Genomic DNA, 18111 nt, shown 5'->3' with positions numbered 1-18111 from the left:
CAATAAGCCAAAAAACGACTTATTAGACAGCCCCAATCAAGAAAATAGTTAGTTAAAACCGCAAACACTCCGGCTTGGACAGCGGAACAGCTGTTAGAAACAAGAAAATAGGTAGTTAAAGGCAGCTGCTAAAACAAAATTTGTATAAAAAAATGATTGCAAAAGATTTTTCAATATCCTTTGCAATCAAAACTTTACTTCGTTTTTTCACTCTTTTTCAGCAGGAATTTCTTTGCCGTTCAATATTAGTTTGAACGTAACGTCACCCTTTAAAGATGCAGAAACCGCACAATATTTTTGTTTGCCTAATTGGATGGCGCGCCAAACTTTTTTCGGCGTTATATCCCCATTTACTGTAAATGTGATGGTATAAGCGGTGAAAGAAGAGGGCAATTCTTCGCGACGCGTGCCGTCGACTGTAATATCAATTGCCTCAATATGATCTAATTCATGTCTTAAAATCATCGTTACATCAATTCCAATGCAGCCGGCAAGAGCCGCTAGGAGCATTTCTGTTGGGGTTGCGGCACTTCCTTCTCCACCGTAGTTTTCCGTGGCATCCATTGCCATTTTGTATCCGGATGGACCGACTGCTTCAAAAGCACGGCCGCCCTGCCATGTTGCTTTAATTTGCATATTGTTCAATTCCTCTCTTTTAAAACTCTGTAACTTGTTGCAAAAATTTTTGTGCCCGCGCTGTTTGCGGATGTTCAAAAAATGCTGCTGGCTTCGCATCTTCTACGATAACGCCGTCTGCCATAAATAAAATGCGGTCAGCGGCACTCCGGGCAAATTTCATCTCATGCGTTACAATAATCATCGTCATGCCGTCTTCTGCTAATTCTTTCATTACTTTTAATACTTCTCCTACAAGCTCCGGATCAAGTGCAGAAGTCGGTTCATCGAATAGCATCAACTTCGGTTCCATCGCAAGAGCTCTTGCGATCGCTACACGCTGTTGCTGCCCGCCTGACAGCTGAGACGGATAAGCATCTTCTTTTGCTGCAAGCCCGACTTTTTCTAACAAATTGGCTGCGATGCTGTATGCTTTTTCCTTCGGCATTTTTTTCACTACTAATAAAGCTTCCATTACATTTTGGACGGCCGTTTTATGCGGGTATAAATTAAATTGTTGAAACACCATCCCTGTTTTTCGACGAATGGCATAAATTTCTTTTTGTTGTGCTTTTTTTGAAGCATTTGCATCAATCACGTGACCGTCGACTGTAATGGTGCCGCCTGTAATTGTTTCAAGTCCGTTGATGCATCTTAAAAACGTACTTTTTCCTGAACCGCTTGGACCAATGACTGCCACTACTTGATGGGCTGGAATGGATAATGAAATATTTTTTAATATTTCATGCTGTCCAAAATTTTTCTGTAAATTTTTAATCTCTATCATGCTGTCACCACCTTAATAAACAGACAGCCGTTTTTCGATTTTATTTAATAAAAATGTAAAGAATGTACTCATAATCCAATACATCGCTGCAATGGCTGCATAAAACGGCATGTAAACATAATATTGCGCCACTAATAATTGAGCAGAGCGCATTAATTCTGTGACCGCAATAACGGATACGAGCGATGTTTCTTTTAACATTCCGACAAATGTATTGCCAAGTGGGGGGATAGCGTAGCGAATCGCTTGAGGGATGATAATTCGGCGCATCGCCTGGCGTTCCGTCATACCAGTTGCGAGCGCTGCTTCTGTTTGCCCTTTTGGTATGGATTGAATCGCACCGCGAAACGCTTCTGAAACATAAGCGCTGATGTTAATACTTAGTGCAATATACGCAGCAGTTAATGGGCCTAATTCAATCCCATAATCAACTAAGCCATAATAAACGATGACGATTTGCACCAATGCCGGTGTCCCCCGAATAATGGACACATAGGCTCTTGCTATACCACGCAGAATGCGATTGCCCTTAAGCCGGGCAATCGCAATGATTAAACCAATGATTAAACCGAAGAACATGGAAACTACAGTAATGAGTAATGTATAATATGCCCCTTTTAACAAAAAAGGCAAGTTTTCAATGACTAAGTCCATTTTGGCAACCTACTTTCATCATTCTTCGGTCGGCTCTTCGTCAAACCATTTTACATAAATTTCTTTATATGTTCCGTCTTCTTTCATTTCTTTCAATGCTTTATTTAAAGCATCCACCAATTCTTTATTGCCTTTTTTCACAGCAACGCCAGCTTGGTCCTCCTTAATTGGATCGCCGACGGCTTTAATTTTATAGCCGTTTTCTTCAATGACTGGTTTTAATGCATAGACATTGTTGATCGTTGCATCAATTCTGCCAGCATCCAAGTCTTTTAATGTTGTAATCACGTCATCATATGTGTTGATTTTAAAATCGCCCACTTTTGGCAATAATTCATTTCGCAAATATGCTTCATCATTCGTACCAAGTCCAACTCCGATTGTTTTTCCTTTAAAATCATTAACAGATTTGATGTCATTATTGTCTTCCCGAACGATCACTTTGACTTTATTTGTAATATATGGTTCTGTAAAATCGATTTGTTTTTTCCGTTCATCTGTGATTGTCACTTGGCTTACTAAAATATCAAATTTACCTTTTTGAAGCCCAGGAATTAAACCAGAAAATTCTTGTGCAACAAAATTTGCTTTAACTCCTAGACGTTTTGCCAATTCTTTCGCAATGTCAACGTCAAAGCCGTCGTATTCTTTGTTTTCATTCATAAAATTATACGGTGCATAAGTACCCATAATGCCGACAGTGATTTCGCCTTTATCTTTGATTTCCTGTAATGCGTTTTTCTCTTGATCTTGAGTTTGTTTTTCTTTTTGATCATTGTTATTGCCGCATGCTGAAAGTATTAGAGCTGCTATTGCAATGAGTGAAATGAACCATCTTATTTTTTTCATGTTTATCCTCCTTCATTAGACACCAAAGATTCCAAAAAATTCAAAGTGTACAGTTTCTTCAATGAGCTGTTGAAGTGTTTTTTGCTGTAATGCATCTTTTGATGATGGCGATTGAAATAGCCATCTGGCTAAAACTCCTTCCAGGAGGCTCATGATGAATACTGCCAGTAATTTTGGATCTACTTCACGCGAGATCATTTTCAGTTCTTTGGCCTGTGCAATATTTTCCGCAAAAGCTGTTTCCATGTCTGCTTTAATCTCTTCTACTTTTTCTTGTATCTTTGGCTGAGAATGAATGCCTTTTAGCAATATGTTCATGAAATACTTATTGTTTTCAGCGAAATGAAAAATACGTTCAAACATTTGTGTCGTGGAAGCAACGGAATCTTGCAAGTCCACTTTTTTTGTGCGGTACCCTAGTTTGATTGCATCTAAAAGTTGGGCACGACCTATTTCTAGCATCTCAAGCGCGATCGCTTCTTTGCTTTTAAAATACCAATAAAATGTCCCTTGGGACACATTGCCTTTTGCGACGATATCTGAGACTTTCGTTTTTTCATAGCCAACTGTCGCAAATAATTCTAATGCAATTTGCAATAATTGCTGTTTTCTTTCCTGTCTTCGAGCTTCTGCCTGCACTATACCCCCCCTGACTGACTCATTAGTCAATTAAATCCTATAAGATTACTATAAATTAGTCAACACTTTTGCTTCATTTTTTTAAAAAAGCATGCTGCAAATTTAGAAATGGTTTGGCTGAAAAGAATAACAGAGCGAATCACCGTTATTTTATGGAAATCTGCATTACGTTATTCGTCCCGCTTTAGCACACTGTCCTCTGTTTTCGTTCATGAACATAGCAAGAGAAGAAATCAAAGAAACAATGCTTTTCATGTGGAAAAAATGAATCCTCCGATGTCTGCAGCTGTTTTGCTGTTAACGAGATCAACTATCAACGTTTTCTTCATTTATACAATTAATATGGTTTTTATGCTGGTTCATATGTTCCAAGAGAAAAAAAGGTTTCCGGTTTCGTACTAGTTAAACAGGCTGAACATTATTTGAAAGAAGAAAAAAGACTGGAAATTGCCCGTTCTTTTATAGAGAGTGCGTCATTTCATATATTGCGGAATTTAAAATCTCATAAAGAAAAGACGTCAGATACAATTCTCATGATAACTGAAGAACGAAAAAAATTGGAAAATGCCAATAGTGTTCAAGAAATAATGGGAATTGAAGGCCGAATTCGAAATTGTTATTATCAATCATTTTCACAATTTTTACGTCCTGAGTTCTCTATGGAAAAAAGAGAGAAGCGTCCGCCAACCAGTCCGATAAATGCCTTACTTTCTTTTGGGAATAGTTTAATGTATACGACAGTGTTGACGGAAATATATAAAACACAGTTAAACCCTACGATTAGCTATTTGCATGAACCTTCAGTTAAACGATTTTCTTTAAGCTTGGACATTGCGGAAATTTTTAAACCCCTTATCGTAGAGCCGCTAATTTTTTCGCTGATTAATAACCGTCGAATTACACCAAAGCAATTTTCATATGAACATGGCTTCTGTTTATTAAATGAAGAAGGGCGCAAACGGTTTATTGAAAGTTGGGAAAAGAAAATGCAAACTTCTATAAAACATCGAAAGTTGAAGCGTCAAGTAACGTATCGATATTTAATCCGATTGGAATGCTATAAGCTGATCAAGCATGTAATCGGTGACGAAAAATACAAGCCTTTGAAAGCGTGGTGGTAAGTGTGTTTGTCATAATAACGTACGATGTTGGAGAGAAAAGAGTAAATAAAGTTCGAAAAAAATTAAAAGAGTATCTTTATTGGACGCAAAATTCTGTATTCGAAGGGGAAATCACTTTAAGCAGCCTTGCCAAATGCATGTCAGAGCTTGAGGCGATTATTAACAAAAACGAAGATTCGATTTATGTTTATGAAGTGAAAAAACCGCGGAACATAAAAAAGAAAGTGTATGGGCAGGAAAAAAGTTTTGAGACTTTATTCCTTTAATGAAAAAAGCAGTATAATTGATTGTGCCGATTTTTTAAAAAATTCAGTAATATGTGATAGTGTTTACGAGAACAATGTTGTTATAATAGATTGTATTGATTGACATAGGGTACTAGTGTTTCTAATCTTTTTTTGGGAAGGTTAGTATACATTCATTATTTTAATGAACTCAATTCATGATGATGCATGAAATGGGCTACTTACAGCTAGTATGTATTTGTAATTTTAATGAAAAAGACTTAAATGAGACTTGTTTTCGTAGGGATATGGATCAAGATTGGAAGAGTAGCAAGGATAGACAAATATTCTTAGCCTAAGGAATATTGTTTTTGTCAACAAGTATCAACATTATCTCAATGTTGAAGGCAAAAATCAATATTTGCAGCAAACCTATTATATGAAAAAAGTGATGAAACCTTCGATGAATTCTAGGTTTCAAAGCTTTTTTTCATAGATCCCAAAACACGATTTAACCTTTACTGCAAACTGCACAAATACTTGATCTCGCAAGTCTATAAAAAAGCTTGATACTATCGTTATTTTGGCATTTTTGTTTGATGGGGGTTTTATCTGAACTAAGTGGGATATAAAGTTTTTTCCACTAGAACCGAAATAAAAAGTAGATTTGTTTTATCACTAAGTTGGATATAAATAAGGGGAACTTGAACGTATTCGGACAGGCTGGAAATGGTTGTATCAAAACTAAGTGGGATATCAAACCGCTAAGGCTAATTTAAGCGTTAATCATTTCATAAGCAGGCAACACGAATATAACGGAAAAGCTGGAGAAGAACAGTGCCTGCTTTCTTAATTTTTGTTTTATACTAGCTTGTCTCAATGATGGTTTCCGTCTTCAAAGGACGGGTCAGTGCTTACTCTTTCTCATAAATCATTTGTACAAATGTGTGACTCTTTTTAATGAAAATATTTTTGTAAAGGTTTAAAATGAAACATATACTAGTGCTTTTGTCATAATGCAAGAGAAATTAGCATTGCATGAATCAGAGGCTGGTTTAGGGGGAGTTTCCAATGGCTTGAAAAAGCGGTGAGACGATAATGAATATAAGCTTCTAAAGGTAAAATATTTTATCTATTTGGTTAGCATTCGGCTTGCTTCTTATTCGTGATGCCATTCGGAAAGATTTTATATTGCATTTTTCCCGAAATGGTTGTTTTTATATTTTAGTCGGTGCTCAAAATAGAAAAATTTTTGGTTATGCGGCAGCTTAAGTGCTTTCTGGTTTACCTGTTTTCTTTTTAGTATTTTCCGGTTCTTTTGCAACAGCTATATTCAAATAGCTTCCTGCTTTGCCGCTTTCATTTTAGTGATTTCATACGTTCTTTGCCGATGTGTAACCTCCAACTAGAAAAAGAAAAAAAGTTACATAAGAAGGTACGAGGGGGATTATTATGATACGGATGTATAAAAATTTAAATATTGGCTGGAAATATTCAATTGGTTTGATCGTAACAGTGGGATTATTTATTATAGCGTCTATTATTATAGGAAACCAATTTTTTCAAATAAAAAACAACATTGAACAAATTGACCGTAGAGGAGAAAAGGCTGTACATATAACAGAAATGGCTTCGCTTTTCAGAGCTGCTGACATTCGAGTGGCCGATTATATAAATACAATGGATGAAAAAAACTTGCAAGAGTTTAATGATCGTATGCAGGAGTATGAAGACAAAAAGAAGGGAATAGAGTCTCAACTGGAGACTAAAAATCAACGGGATTTATTAGCAAAGATTGAAACAAACAAGGAAATGATTAATGATCTGTTTTTAAACCAGCTAGTTCCGGCTTTGAAGGGTGGAAACAAGGAAGAAATCGGCAAGTTAAGAGAACAAATCGCTGAATTGCGTACAGAAACAGTTGCTCAGCTAGATCAATTGACAAAGGCCGTAGAGGAAGAACGCATTGTAGCTGTCAATCAAACATTCAATGTTATGCAGCACAGCCTACTCATATTGGTTTTATCTGTCCTTTTATCAATCGTTCTTGGGGTAACAGTGGTTTTCCTTATTACACGGACGATAAGGAAAAATTTACTTGTAGCAGTAAAAATGGCGAATCAAATCGCAGACGGGAACCTGCAAGGTCATGCAGTCATTTATGACGGTAAAGACGAAATCGGCCAATTAATCAATGCTATGAATAAAATGAAAGGAAACTTGCATCAGATTATTGGACATATGACAAATGTTTCAGGCAATTTAAGCAAACAAAGCAGAACGCTGTCACAATATTCCGAAGAGGTTCAGCAAGGCAGCCAACAGATTGCTTCTACCATGCAGGAATTATCAAGCGGTGCTGAAGAACAAGCGAACTCTGCATCAGAGCTATTAGAACAGATGAATGAATTTGAATCGATCGTAACAAATGTATTAAAAAATCAACAAGAAGTGCAGACATTTTCAGACTCCATGCTTACTCTGACGGAGGATGGCAGTCAGGCAATGATAAAATCAATCGAAAAAATGGAATCAATTGATGCGAAAATTCAAGGTTCACTCGCAATGGTAAAAGGGTTAGATACAAAAACAAACGATATTGCCAAATTAATTAACGTCATCCAAGAAATTGCCGATCAAACCAACCTTTTAGCGTTGAATGCTGCGATTGAGGCTGCGAGAGCAGGAGAACATGGAAAGGGTTTTGCAGTTGTCGCTGATGAAGTGCGCAAGCTTGCAGAACAGGTAGCTTCCTCTGTTTCGGAAATTACTTCTATCATTCAAGGCATTCAAACTGAATCTAAAAATGTTGTTATTTCTTTGGAGGATGGCTATAGAAACGTAGCAGAAGGTACGGAAACTATTTCAAAAACAGGTGATATCTTTAATGAACTAAAAGAGACCATTAAAAAAGTCTCGCATAAAATTCGCGGTATGTCAGAATCGATTAACAGTGTTCTTGACAATACGAAAAAAATGGGAGAATCCATTGAAAGTATTGCGTCTGTATCAGAAGAATCTGCAGCTGGAATAGAAGAGGTGACAGCTACTGCTGAACAGTCTAATTCTTCTATGAAGGAAGTAGCAAATTCAGCAAAACATTTGGATAAAGAAGCAATGGATTTTGATCGATTAATACAGCAGTTTAAAATTTAGTTAGTTTTTGAGATTGTATGTAACACACGTCTATTTTAAAAAATGAGGGCCATTTCAAACTTCGATAAATGTAAGTTTGAAATGGCTTTTTGTAATGCTTTTGAAATGAATTTTTTAAGTTTCAAAATAATAATGACGGTGAAGTCCACAGCCTGGATTAAACTGCGCATTGCAGTTCGGGCATTGATATGCACTGTGCAAATACTCATTAATAGTCAATTCTTTCCCGCAATGGCCGCATAAAATCGCTTTCTCATCAAACAAGGCTTTGGGCCAAACTTGTGGATTTCCGCATCCCTCTTCCTCATGGCATTTATGACATGGATAATAAGTCTGGCAGCAATAAAATTTGATTGCAATAATATCCACATCTTTATGGTAATGCTTGCAACGAGATTGTCTGTCGACAACTTTACCTTTCACTTCTATTCCATTTATGTGCATTGGCTTTTCACCCCAGTTCAAAACGTCTTTATCATGTGCCACAAACAGAACGAAAAATCGTCATTTTTTTATATAAAAGTATAGCATAACTGTTTCTTTCAATTGTGCTTGGTTGTGATGACTTTGGGGGCTGTCTTAGAAAGTCAAATCGCCATTGAAAACAAAAAAATCATAAACACCGATATATCAACGCTTCTAAAACATTAATGGGGGCGTCAATAAGCCGATTTTCTAAAAATAGATCAGTCTTTTCTTGATGATTTTGTGATATTGAGCAAAAACGATTTTTTAATGGCGCACAATATGGGCTTAGGGCATGCCGCAAAAGGACAAAGGTGCAACTCGAAATTTGGGAAGCGATGAGGTTCAAGCGAAATTCATAAAAGTGCAAGATAAAAAGCAGGTACCTAAATTGTTTCCTATGAAATGGAATGAAGAAAAAACCGTATGCAAAATTGTTTAAAGAAGGCTTGAAACGGGCAGGATTACATATTAAAATTCCTCTTTATTAGGAATAACAGGACCGCTAAACATAAAAACAACAGTTTGTTTACCTTATCCCTTATTTTCGTCTTAAAATACAAAGCTTTGTTTGCGTGTTACATAATAATAGTATATAATAGTATTAAGTAACGTGGATTAAGGGGAATAACTATATGGAATATGTTGAAGCTCTAAGAGATATAAAACAAATCAATGCCATGAAAAGATATTTAAAGAAGCATTCAGAGCGAGATTATGTACTCTTTGTGTTTGGCATCAATACCGGTTTAAAGATCACAGAAATATTGGAAATAAAAGTAGGAGATGTTTTGGGGGATGACGGCTACATAAAGGATTTTTATCTGCTTCCACATAAAGAATCTAAAACGACTAAGGAAGTGTATCTCAACCAAAAAGTAAAAAGGGCGATTCTCCATTATGTCCAATCGAGACAATTGAACCGCGAAGATTATTTATTCCAGTCCGCGAAAACGAAAAAGCCCATCACGCGTCAACAGGCTTACCGCATTATCCATCGTGCCGCAGAAGCGGTCGGCATACAAGGGAAAATTGGAACGAACTCTATGCGTAAAACCTTTGGATTTCATGCCTATAAACGAGGAGTCGCCATTTCTTTGCTTCAGAAATATTTTCACCATTCGTCTCCTTCTGAAACACTCAAATATCTAGGAATTTCGAAAGATGAAAAAATTAGAACGGAAATTGATGTAAACCTTTAATATTCAACAACCTTAATCCATTCATTTAAAACATTTATAAGGAGGAATTTTTGCATGAATATTAGAGAAAGTGAACTTCCGGGAATTGGATATAAGTTTGAAATTATTACAAAGAACCAAGATAAGCTTGTTATTGTCATCCATGATGATGGACGGAGAGAAATTTATCATTTTGATTCAGATGATCATGATGAGGTTTTAAGTACTGCCACATTTGATGACTCAGAAGCAAGACAAATTGCTGGAATTTTAGGCGGAATGGCATATAAACCTAAAGCATTAGAAACCGTTGACTTTGCGTTTGATGATTTAATTATTGAATGGTATCAAGTAGAACCTGGTGCACCAGTTGTGAATAAAACGATCGGTGAGATTGATATAAGAAACAATTATGGAGTTACGGTCATTGCTATTAAGAAAAAAAAGACAAAGAAGACACACAACCCAGGTCCGGATACGGTGATTGAGGCAGGCGATACATTAGTAATTTCAGGAGAACGAAACCAACTAAAACAACTAGTTAACAACTTATTATCGAACAAAGGAAAGGAGTGAGGTTTATAGATGGATCATTTAGTCTTTGAAGTTGGTACAGCACTTGTCCTTGTTGCAATTGCAGCTATTATCGCAAATAAGCTTAAATTTTCCATTATCCCTTTCCTGATTGTCCTAGGTATGCTTGTTGGCCCGCATGCCCCAACGATTGGGATTATCGACTTAACCTTTGTTGAAAGTAAAGAAATTATCCAATTTTTAGGACGCATTGGTGTTCTGTTTTTGCTTTTTTATTTAGGTTTGGAATTTTCTGTTGGAAAATTGATGAAATCAGGCCGAAATATTGTGGTAGGCGGGAGTCTTTATGTAGCAATCAATTTTGTTTTAGGCCTTTTATATGGATTTATCGTCGGGATGCCATGGATGGAGACTCTTATTATTGCTGGGCTTGTCAGCGTGTCTTCCAGTGCAATCGTCGCCAAAGTCCTTGTTGATTTAAAAAGAACAGCAAATCCAGAAACAGAGTTAATCCTTGGGATCATCTTATTTGACGACATTTTCCTTGCTTTATTTTTAACCACAATGTCAGGTGTCTTGCTTGCCGGCTCTACTTCTGTCCTCGGTATCATTACCTCTGTTCTTATTTCGGTTGGCTATATGCTGCTGTTTTTTTTCATTGCACGAAAAGGTTCGCCTTTATTAAATAAATGGTTGAATATTAAATCTGACGAAATTTTCATTATTGTTATATTTGCTACATTGTTTTTTGTTGCTGGGTTTTCAGAAACCCTTCATGTTGCAGAAGCGATTGGCGCATTGCTGTTAGGTCTAGTTTTTTCAGAAACTGACTATCGAGACCGCATTGAACATATGGTAGTTCCGTTTAGAGATTTCTTTGGCGCAATCTTCTTTTTCAGCTTTGGATTGAGTATTGATCCATCAACATTAGCTGGTGCGATCTGGTTAGCTTTAGGCGCTGCCGCACTCACAATTGCTGGGAACTTTGTAGCTGGTATGATTTCGGGGAGGAAAGCGGGGCTATCCCATAAAGCTTCTACCAATATTGGTTTAACCATTATGGCTCGTGGAGAATTTTCGATCATTGTTGCAAATTTAGGGATTACAGCAGGATTAAATCCCATTTTAACTCCTTTTACTGCCCTTTATGTTCTTATTTTAGCGATCGTAGGACCGCTACTTGCGAAAGAAAGCAAAAATATTTACAAGTTTTTAAATAAGATTTTCAAATGGAGTAACGCACCGGAAAAGAAAAAAATAAAAGTCCCAGGCGAGTAGCTCGCCAATGGGAAATTTTAAGCTCAATGAACATTATTATACACCAAAAACATCTCTCAAGAAATATAGAAATAAAACGCGAAAAATGTACGTAAGCTGTTTTCAAAAATTTATTGAAAATGCAGGTTTTCTCCTTAAAACAGAAAACCTGCATTTCCTTGTAAACTATTACTTTGCGTACAAAATTTCGCATTTTTTGTTTGCGTTTCTTTAACGTATGGATCGAAGCGGCTGAACAGAATGTGTATTTGCTTGTTGACAGTTTCGCTACATAAAATCATCATGTTGTTGGTTCAATGTACATTTCGAATTTGTTGCACCACTTTTAATTGACATCATTTTTTTATTGTAAAAGATAATGATTGACAATACTTAAAAATATTTTCCCTGAGACGAGAAGCGCACGCTCGTCAAAGTCAAAGCGGGGATGGTGATGAGGATAATGAGTTTTTGGATCGTCTCCTCTTGCACCGACATGAAAATAAACACCTGGTTTATGCTTTAAATAGTATGCAAAATCTTCTGCTCCCATTGACGGCTGATAATTATAAAAACAGTCAGATGCATACGTCTCGCTAATAATGGCTCGCAATTGTTCGGTTTCATTTCTAGGATTGATAACTGGAGGATAGCCGTTTAAATAATCAATTTCGTAGCTTGCGTGCGAAGCTTGGCATAGTCCTTGAACAATCGCTCTGATTTCCTCCTCAATTTGCTTCCTAACGTTTGGATTAAATGTTCTTACTGTCCCTTCTATTCTAGCGTTTTCTGCAATGACATTGAAAGCTGTTCCAGCTTGAAACACACCAACTGTCACAACTGCTGAATCTATCGGATTCACGCGTCTGCTGACAATTTGCTGCAAGTAGTTCACAATTTGGCTGCCGATGACAAGAGCATCTACTGTTTCATGCGGACGGGCCCCATGGCCTCCTTTTCCTTTTATTTGAATCGTAAATGCATCGACAGCAGCCATAACGGGTCCTTCTCGTAAGCCTATTTTGCCGTACGGAATATCAGTGGAAACATGTGCGCCAAATACAAGGTCAACATCGTCTAGGCATCCATCTTCAATCATAAACTTGGCGCCACCGGGCGGTTTTTCCTCCGCGTGCTGAAAGATGAATACGATGTTGCCTTTTAAACGGCTGCGATCGATTTCACTTAATACTTTTGCAACCCCGAGGAGAGCTGCTGTATGCCCGTCGTGGCCGCAGGCATGCATAACTCCTTTTACGGACGATCTGTAAGGAGAGTCGTTCTCTTCATGGATCGGAAGCGCATCAAAATCAGCGCGGAAGGCAATGGTTTTTCCTTCTTTTCCGCCCTTGATCATTCCGATAACTCCATTTCCGCCGATTCCGGTTTTTACCTCAATCCCAAAGGAGGAAAGCTTCTCTGCAATAAATTTTGGTGTATTTTCTTCTTGGAAAGAAAGCTCAGGATGCCGATGCAAATATCTTCTCCATGAAACCAATTGTTCGAAATTTTCCATTAAAGAACGATGAAGCTCTTTAATCATTTTCGCACCTTCTTTCAAAAATAATGATCCTTTTTTTCGATTAAAAGCTGTTAAATCATCATCAGAAATATGAAGTATCTAGTAGTCTAGCTGGGAAGAGAAGTAAGCTGAGTTTTAAGATCAAAAGTAACTCTTTAGCAGCGTTAGATAAAACTCGTCTTTACTTCTAAGCCAACTAAAAAAGGCTTCATCACGTATTATTTTCTTTAATATTTCGCCTTCTTTAGAAGTACGAAAACTGCTTTTTCAGGTATGGTTAAATATTTTAATCACCAATTCTTTATTAAACCTATACAATATATTGCAATTACTTAATATTCATTTTACCTCCCTTTTTTTGTCACACCAAGTAAAATTTTTCATTTATTTATATTTTACAGAACCATTTAAGAATGTATTCGCTGCCTCTATATAGAACTCTAGTAGAAACAAAAGAGGTTAACTCATGAAAAGTTCGCTATTTCTCAAAACGAAAGAACCAAGCTGGAAAAGGGATATAAAGAAAGCGCCATAAAAATAATCAAACAACCAGAAAATAAAAATGACCTGTCCTTTTCCTAAAGCGAGAAATGTAATATTCGATGATTGGTTTTTAAAAACAACACGTCCGGATTAGTACCATAAGATAAGATGCCATCTTCTTTTCCAGGTTTCTACCATTTTTAAATTGTACATTCCAGAGTGGTTTAATAATTAATTCTTTTTTTCTAGAATATAATGTATCTCTAATTCTTCAAGATCCAATACTAAACCATCATACTTTCATCAAATGATCGAAAATATTCACCCCAACTTATTTTGACATCATTCCATTTTTTACCTTATTAACAATCCAGCGGTTGTTTTTGAAAAACCGTTTTTACCTGACGTTTAGTTCATCTATACGCAAATTTGCTGAATTCTCCTTTGATTTTTAAGTATTTTTAACATTGTTATTTAATTTTCGTAATTTTATAATGAGCGTGTAAATAATTTTCATTATTCTGATAAATGAAAACGTTTTTATGCACTAACGCATCAGAAATATTTGATACATGCAAAGGAACTGTTGGAATACCGAAATGTTTAGAGGAGTGAATAAAATGAAAGATATCGTTTTGCTGGAAGGAGCAAGAACGGCATTTGCTGAAATATCTGGATCATTTCGAAACACTACTGCGACTGATTTAGGTGCATTTGCGGCTAAAGAAGCTATTCGAAAATCTAATATTTCGCCTGATGAAATTGATCATGTTGTGTTTGGAAACGTTCAGCAATCAAGCAGAGATGCACACATTTTAGCAAGACATGTTGGATTAAAAGCCGGCACCCCGATTGAAGTTCCTGCCGTAACGATTAATCGTTTATGCGGGACGGGGATTGAAGCAATCCTAACAGGCGCCCGCTACATTTTAACGGGAGAAGCAAATGTTGTGCTGGCTGGCGGCACGGAAAATATGAGTCAAGTACCGCATGTCATTCGCGGTATGAGATGGGGAAGTCCTCTAGGTTCGCCTGTTGTAGAAGACTGGTTATGGGATGGACTATATGATACGTATGGCGGCTGCACAATGGCTGAAACAGCTGAAAATTTAGCTGTCAAATATAATTTAACGAGGGAAGAAATTGACCGTCATGCTTTATCTAGCCATGAGCGTGCGATTGCAGCGAGAGAAAAAGGGTATTTTAAAGAAGAAATTGTACCGGTTACTGTGAAAGGGAAAAAAGGAGACATCATTATTGATCAAGATGAACATATCCGCCATACGAGCATGGAGCAGCTTAGTAAATTAAAGCCTAGATTTATTGAAAATGGTGTTGTCACGCCGGGAAATGCAAGCGGTATGGTTGATGGAGCAGCAGCTGTTGTCATTGCATCAAGTGATTATGCAGAAGAAAAGGGGTTAAAACCGATTGCCCGCCTTGTTTCCTGGGATGTTGTAGGAGTAGAACCGAAGTATATGGGGATCGGTCCGGTTCCTGCTATTCAAAATGCATTAAAGAAAGCAAATTTAACGATTTCTGATTTGGACTTAATTGAAATCAATGAAGCTTTCTCTGCTCAATATTTAGCATGCCAAAAAGAATTAGGCTTTGATCTTGAAATAGGTAATGTAAATGGGGGAGCCGTTGCGCTAGGACATCCTCTTGCTGCAAGCGGAACAAGAATCACGACAACTCTTATTTATGAATTAAAAAGGCGAAACAAAAAATATGGCGCTGTATCTGCATGTATTGGCGGAGGACAAGGAATCGCCGCTGTTTGGGAAGCGCTGTAAATCCGCAGAAAAAATTGAATGCTTCGGCTACACGAGAAAATAACGGGTTAAATATATTGTCGGATCAAGCCTTATTTGTTTCCATTCGGCAACGGGATTTCAAAAGAAAAATGGGGCAGCTGTATCGGAATGTCAACTGCTGATGCAGAACATATTATTGAAGCAGTCTCTGCAACTTTTTTGATTATAAGAGAGTTGATGATAAATAAAAAGGTATGAAATGTTCAGCTGCTGTTGAAGCTGCCTTTTAATTCCGGCTTGGAAAATCTATTTTGAATGAAAAAGCCTCTAGACTGATGAACTTCGTCTAGAGGCTTTCTATTTTATGATGCGGATTGCTTTAAATATGTTTCTCCTTCAGGTTTTGCCCGTTTGATAAAGAAAGTGAGAACGAGGGCGATCAGTGCAATTAACAATGATATTTTGAAAGAAAAGTTGATTCCATTCAGCATTGCCTCATTCATAATATCGGCCATTTTAGCTGGATCACCCGCTGCGGCTTGAGCCAATCGCTCCGCCTCCGTCTCCGTTTTATTTTGCATGAGCGTGACAAGCAGCGCTGAACCAGCAGCTCCTGAAACTTGCTGCAACGTGTTGTTCATCGCTGTAGCGTGCGGGTTCATAGTTTGCGGCAGCTGATTGATTCCGTTTGCCATGACGGGCATCATCACCATCGACATTCCAAACATTCTTAATGAGTACATAAGCATTAAAAAGCTGTAGGATGTATCCATTGCTAAGTGGCTGAATTCGTATGTTGTAAAAATGGTAATAGATAAGCCGATAATGGCGAGCGCTCTAGCGCCAAATTTATCAAAAAGCCTTCCTGTTATCGGCGACATAATTCCCATGATGATTGCTCCCGGCAGCATTAAAAGTCCGGAATCAAAAGGTGAAATCCCGCGAATTGTCTGAATATATATTGGCATAAGCAGCATCGCTGAGAACATCGTCATCGAAAGAACGATCGAAATTGCGGATGATAAGGCGAACATCGGATATTTATAAATTCGAAATTGCAAAAGAGGCTCTTCCATTTTTAATTGCCGAACAATAAACAAGACTAAGCTGATCGTTCCGACAATAATGGTTCCATATACATGAACGGAATCCCAGCCTTTTTCCCCGGCGGAGCTAAACCCGTATAAAATGCCGCCAAACCCGATGCTTGATAAGATGAGCGATAAAATATCCAAAGATATTTGTTTTTGCGGCAAAATGTTTTTTAATTTAAAGATTGCAAGGATGAGTGTGAGAGCAGCGATCGGAATAACGATGTCAAACAGTGTGCGCCATGAATAATGCTCAACAATCCATCCGGATAGCGTTGGTCCTATCGCTGGCGCAGTGATCATCACTAGTCCAAAAAATCCCATTGCTGTGCCGCGTCGTTCAACGGGAAAAGCGACAAGCATGACATTCATTAATAAGGGAGCCATGATCGCTGAACCGGCCGCTTGAAACATTCTTGCAACCAATAACACGCCGAATGTCGGCGAAAGTGAAGCTAACACCGTACCGGCTGTAAACAAGCCCATTGCTGTAATATATAGTTGGCGATTCGTAAACTTTTGCAACAAGAACGCGCTGGCAGGAATTAAAATCCCATTAATCAACATGTAGCCTGTTGACAGCCATTGCGCAGATGAAGGGGATATTTCAAAATCCTTCATAATGGATGGTAGTGCAACATTTAGAAACGTTTCGTTAACAAAAGACACAAATGCACCAACAAATAAAATGGCAATCATCCCATAAGGCGGTTTGTTTAATGTTTCATGATTAGTCAAGTGAGAATCCTCCTTGTACTTATAGTATATTATTTTATACTGTTGTTATAAAAGATAATAATAATATATACTGATAGTATAAAAAAATCAACAATAACTTTTATTTTTGAGTTCAATCATAAAGGATGTGCAGTCAAATTGAACGATCGAAAAAGACAAGTAATGGAAGCGGCGCATACTCTTTTTGTTGAAAAGGGATTTGTGAGAACATCAGTTCAAGATATTTTAGATAAAAGCGGGATATCGAAAGGGACATTTTATAATTATTTCTCATCGAAAAAAGAACTTTTAATTAGTATTTTTGAAAAGATTAAAATGGAAACAGATCAGCGGAGAATGGAAGTGTTGGCTGGCAGGCAAGCAAACGATAAAAACGCGTTTATCGAACAAATTCAAGTCAAGATGGAAATCAGTAAAGAAAATAAACTATTCGCTCTGTTTTATGGTGTGCTGATGTCAGAAGATGAAGAGCTTAAAGGATTGGTGCAGCAGTATCATTTTGATGAACTTTGCTGGGCACAGAAGAGGATTGCAGAAGTATTCGGGGAACAAGTACGTCCGTATTCGGTTGATTTGGCCGTGTTGTTGTATGGAATGGTTCAAAACACCATTCATTTCGCTGTCACTGCCGGAGCAGAAATAGAAATTAACAGCATAATCGCTTATTCGTTGAGAAGAATTGAAAAAATAGCGGAAAATGTTGTGAAAACGAAGGATCAGCTATTTGATCCGGATATAGTAGAAAGGCTGGAGCCGGAAGAGGCTTTGAATCGGAAAAAGAAAAAGGAATCCCTTTTCAATCAAATTGATAAAATAAAAAAATCGGCAGATGAGGAGCAAAAGGAATTGCTATCCTTTCTAAAGGAAGAATTGCAATCTTCTGTTCCGCGGCGAGCGCTGATTTACGCGGTGATGTCCCAAGTTGATCAGAAGAAAAAGCTTGAGCATTTGGTCGATGAGGTGCTAAGATTTAATACTTAAAGGTCTATAAAAGGCTGAATCGTTTTGCCATTCACTTACCAAAAGACTTGGATATAA

15 protein-coding genes and 1 pseudogene are annotated in these 18111 nt (G+C 37.4%); 8 read left to right on the top strand and 8 right to left on the bottom strand.

The annotated features are described in order from the left end of the window. Window positions 1-207: 207 nt before the first annotated feature. Genes NSQ84_RS16030 through NSQ84_RS16010 form a run of 5 tightly spaced genes read right to left on the bottom strand, consistent with a single transcriptional unit; the run spans window position 208 to window position 3544 of the window. On the bottom strand, window positions 208-636 hold the full coding sequence (locus tag NSQ84_RS16030) for an OsmC family protein (RefSeq protein ID WP_063387719.1): 429 nt from the start codon (window positions 634-636) through the stop codon (window positions 208-210). Window positions 637-655: 19 nt separating this feature from the next. Further along, the gene (locus NSQ84_RS16025) at window positions 656-1402 is read right to left on the bottom strand and encodes an amino acid ABC transporter ATP-binding protein (RefSeq protein ID WP_066250100.1); all 747 of its coding nucleotides are present in this window, start codon (window positions 1400-1402) and stop codon (window positions 656-658) included. A 12-nt stretch (window positions 1403-1414) separates the two neighbouring features. Beyond that, window positions 1415-2056, bottom strand: coding sequence for an amino acid ABC transporter permease (locus tag NSQ84_RS16020; RefSeq protein ID WP_066250097.1), 642 nt, complete (start codon window positions 2054-2056; stop codon window positions 1415-1417). A gap of 18 nt (window positions 2057-2074) precedes the next feature. Next, window positions 2075-2905 (bottom strand): transporter substrate-binding domain-containing protein, encoded by an 831-nt coding sequence (locus NSQ84_RS16015; protein ID WP_063387722.1) that lies wholly within the window; start codon window positions 2903-2905, stop codon window positions 2075-2077. A 15-nt stretch (window positions 2906-2920) separates the two neighbouring features. Next, window positions 2921-3544 carry a TetR/AcrR family transcriptional regulator gene (locus NSQ84_RS16010; protein ID WP_232515597.1) on the bottom strand — a complete coding sequence of 208 codons (624 nt, stop codon included), beginning with the start codon at window positions 3542-3544 and terminating at the stop codon, window positions 2921-2923. Window positions 3545-3945: 401 nt separating this feature from the next. Here NSQ84_RS16010 and cas1b point away from each other — a divergent pair. From cas1b to NSQ84_RS15995, 3 genes and pseudogenes are all read left to right on the top strand, one after another. Beyond that, window positions 3946-4665: pseudogene (gene cas1b / locus NSQ84_RS16005) on the top strand (type I-B CRISPR-associated endonuclease Cas1b); the annotation flags it as partial. A 2-nt stretch (window positions 4666-4667) separates the two neighbouring features. Beyond that, the gene (cas2, locus tag NSQ84_RS16000; protein WP_066250088.1) at window positions 4668-4931 is read left to right on the top strand and encodes a CRISPR-associated endonuclease Cas2; all 264 of its coding nucleotides are present in this window, start codon (window positions 4668-4670) and stop codon (window positions 4929-4931) included. A gap of 1410 nt (window positions 4932-6341) precedes the next feature. After that, a complete protein-coding gene (locus NSQ84_RS15995; RefSeq protein ID WP_066250086.1) occupies window positions 6342-8045 on the top strand; it encodes a HAMP domain-containing methyl-accepting chemotaxis protein in 1704 nt (567 codons plus the stop codon). Between the two features lie 114 nt (window positions 8046-8159). On the opposite strand, the gene NSQ84_RS15990 is transcribed toward NSQ84_RS15995, so the two are convergent. Then, window positions 8160-8489, bottom strand: coding sequence for a CHY zinc finger protein (locus NSQ84_RS15990; protein WP_066250083.1), 330 nt, complete (start codon window positions 8487-8489; stop codon window positions 8160-8162). Between the two features lie 656 nt (window positions 8490-9145). Here NSQ84_RS15990 and NSQ84_RS15985 point away from each other — a divergent pair. From NSQ84_RS15985 to NSQ84_RS15975, 3 genes are read left to right on the top strand one after another with little or no spacing between them, the layout of a single operon-like run. Next, complete coding sequence (locus tag NSQ84_RS15985; RefSeq protein WP_066250080.1) at window positions 9146-9712, top strand: tyrosine-type recombinase/integrase; 567 nt, start codon at window positions 9146-9148, stop codon at window positions 9710-9712. Between the two features lie 54 nt (window positions 9713-9766). After that, window positions 9767-10267 carry a cation:proton antiporter regulatory subunit gene (locus tag NSQ84_RS15980; RefSeq protein WP_066250077.1) on the top strand — a complete coding sequence of 167 codons (501 nt, stop codon included), beginning with the start codon at window positions 9767-9769 and terminating at the stop codon, window positions 10265-10267. 9 nt (window positions 10268-10276) lie between these two features. Next, entirely contained in the window at window positions 10277-11503 is a 1227-nt protein-coding gene (locus tag NSQ84_RS15975; RefSeq protein WP_066250075.1) for a cation:proton antiporter, read from the top strand. Window positions 11504-11846: 343 nt separating this feature from the next. Here NSQ84_RS15975 and NSQ84_RS15970 read toward each other — a convergent pair whose 3' ends face one another. Further along, complete coding sequence (locus NSQ84_RS15970) at window positions 11847-13025, bottom strand: M20 family metallopeptidase (RefSeq protein WP_066250069.1); 1179 nt, start codon at window positions 13023-13025, stop codon at window positions 11847-11849. A 1082-nt stretch (window positions 13026-14107) separates the two neighbouring features. Here NSQ84_RS15970 and NSQ84_RS15965 point away from each other — a divergent pair. Beyond that, the gene (locus NSQ84_RS15965; RefSeq protein WP_063386832.1) at window positions 14108-15283 is read left to right on the top strand and encodes an acetyl-CoA C-acetyltransferase; all 1176 of its coding nucleotides are present in this window, start codon (window positions 14108-14110) and stop codon (window positions 15281-15283) included. A gap of 323 nt (window positions 15284-15606) precedes the next feature. Here NSQ84_RS15965 and NSQ84_RS15960 read toward each other — a convergent pair whose 3' ends face one another. After that, window positions 15607-17034 carry a DHA2 family efflux MFS transporter permease subunit gene (locus NSQ84_RS15960; RefSeq protein ID WP_066250183.1) on the bottom strand — a complete coding sequence of 476 codons (1428 nt, stop codon included), beginning with the start codon at window positions 17032-17034 and terminating at the stop codon, window positions 15607-15609. A gap of 177 nt (window positions 17035-17211) precedes the next feature. Between NSQ84_RS15960 and NSQ84_RS15955 the strand changes: the two genes are divergently transcribed. Continuing rightward, entirely contained in the window at window positions 17212-18054 is an 843-nt protein-coding gene (locus tag NSQ84_RS15955; RefSeq protein WP_066250066.1) for a TetR/AcrR family transcriptional regulator, read from the top strand. Window positions 18055-18111: the final 57 nt, after the last annotated feature.

The organism is Aeribacillus sp. FSL K6-3256, from assembly GCF_037965805.1.
Classification (GTDB): domain Bacteria; phylum Bacillota; class Bacilli; order Bacillales; family Aeribacillaceae; genus Aeribacillus; species Aeribacillus composti.
Note: the sequence above shows the minus strand (reverse complement) of the source record. Positions and strands in the feature narration are given on the sequence as shown.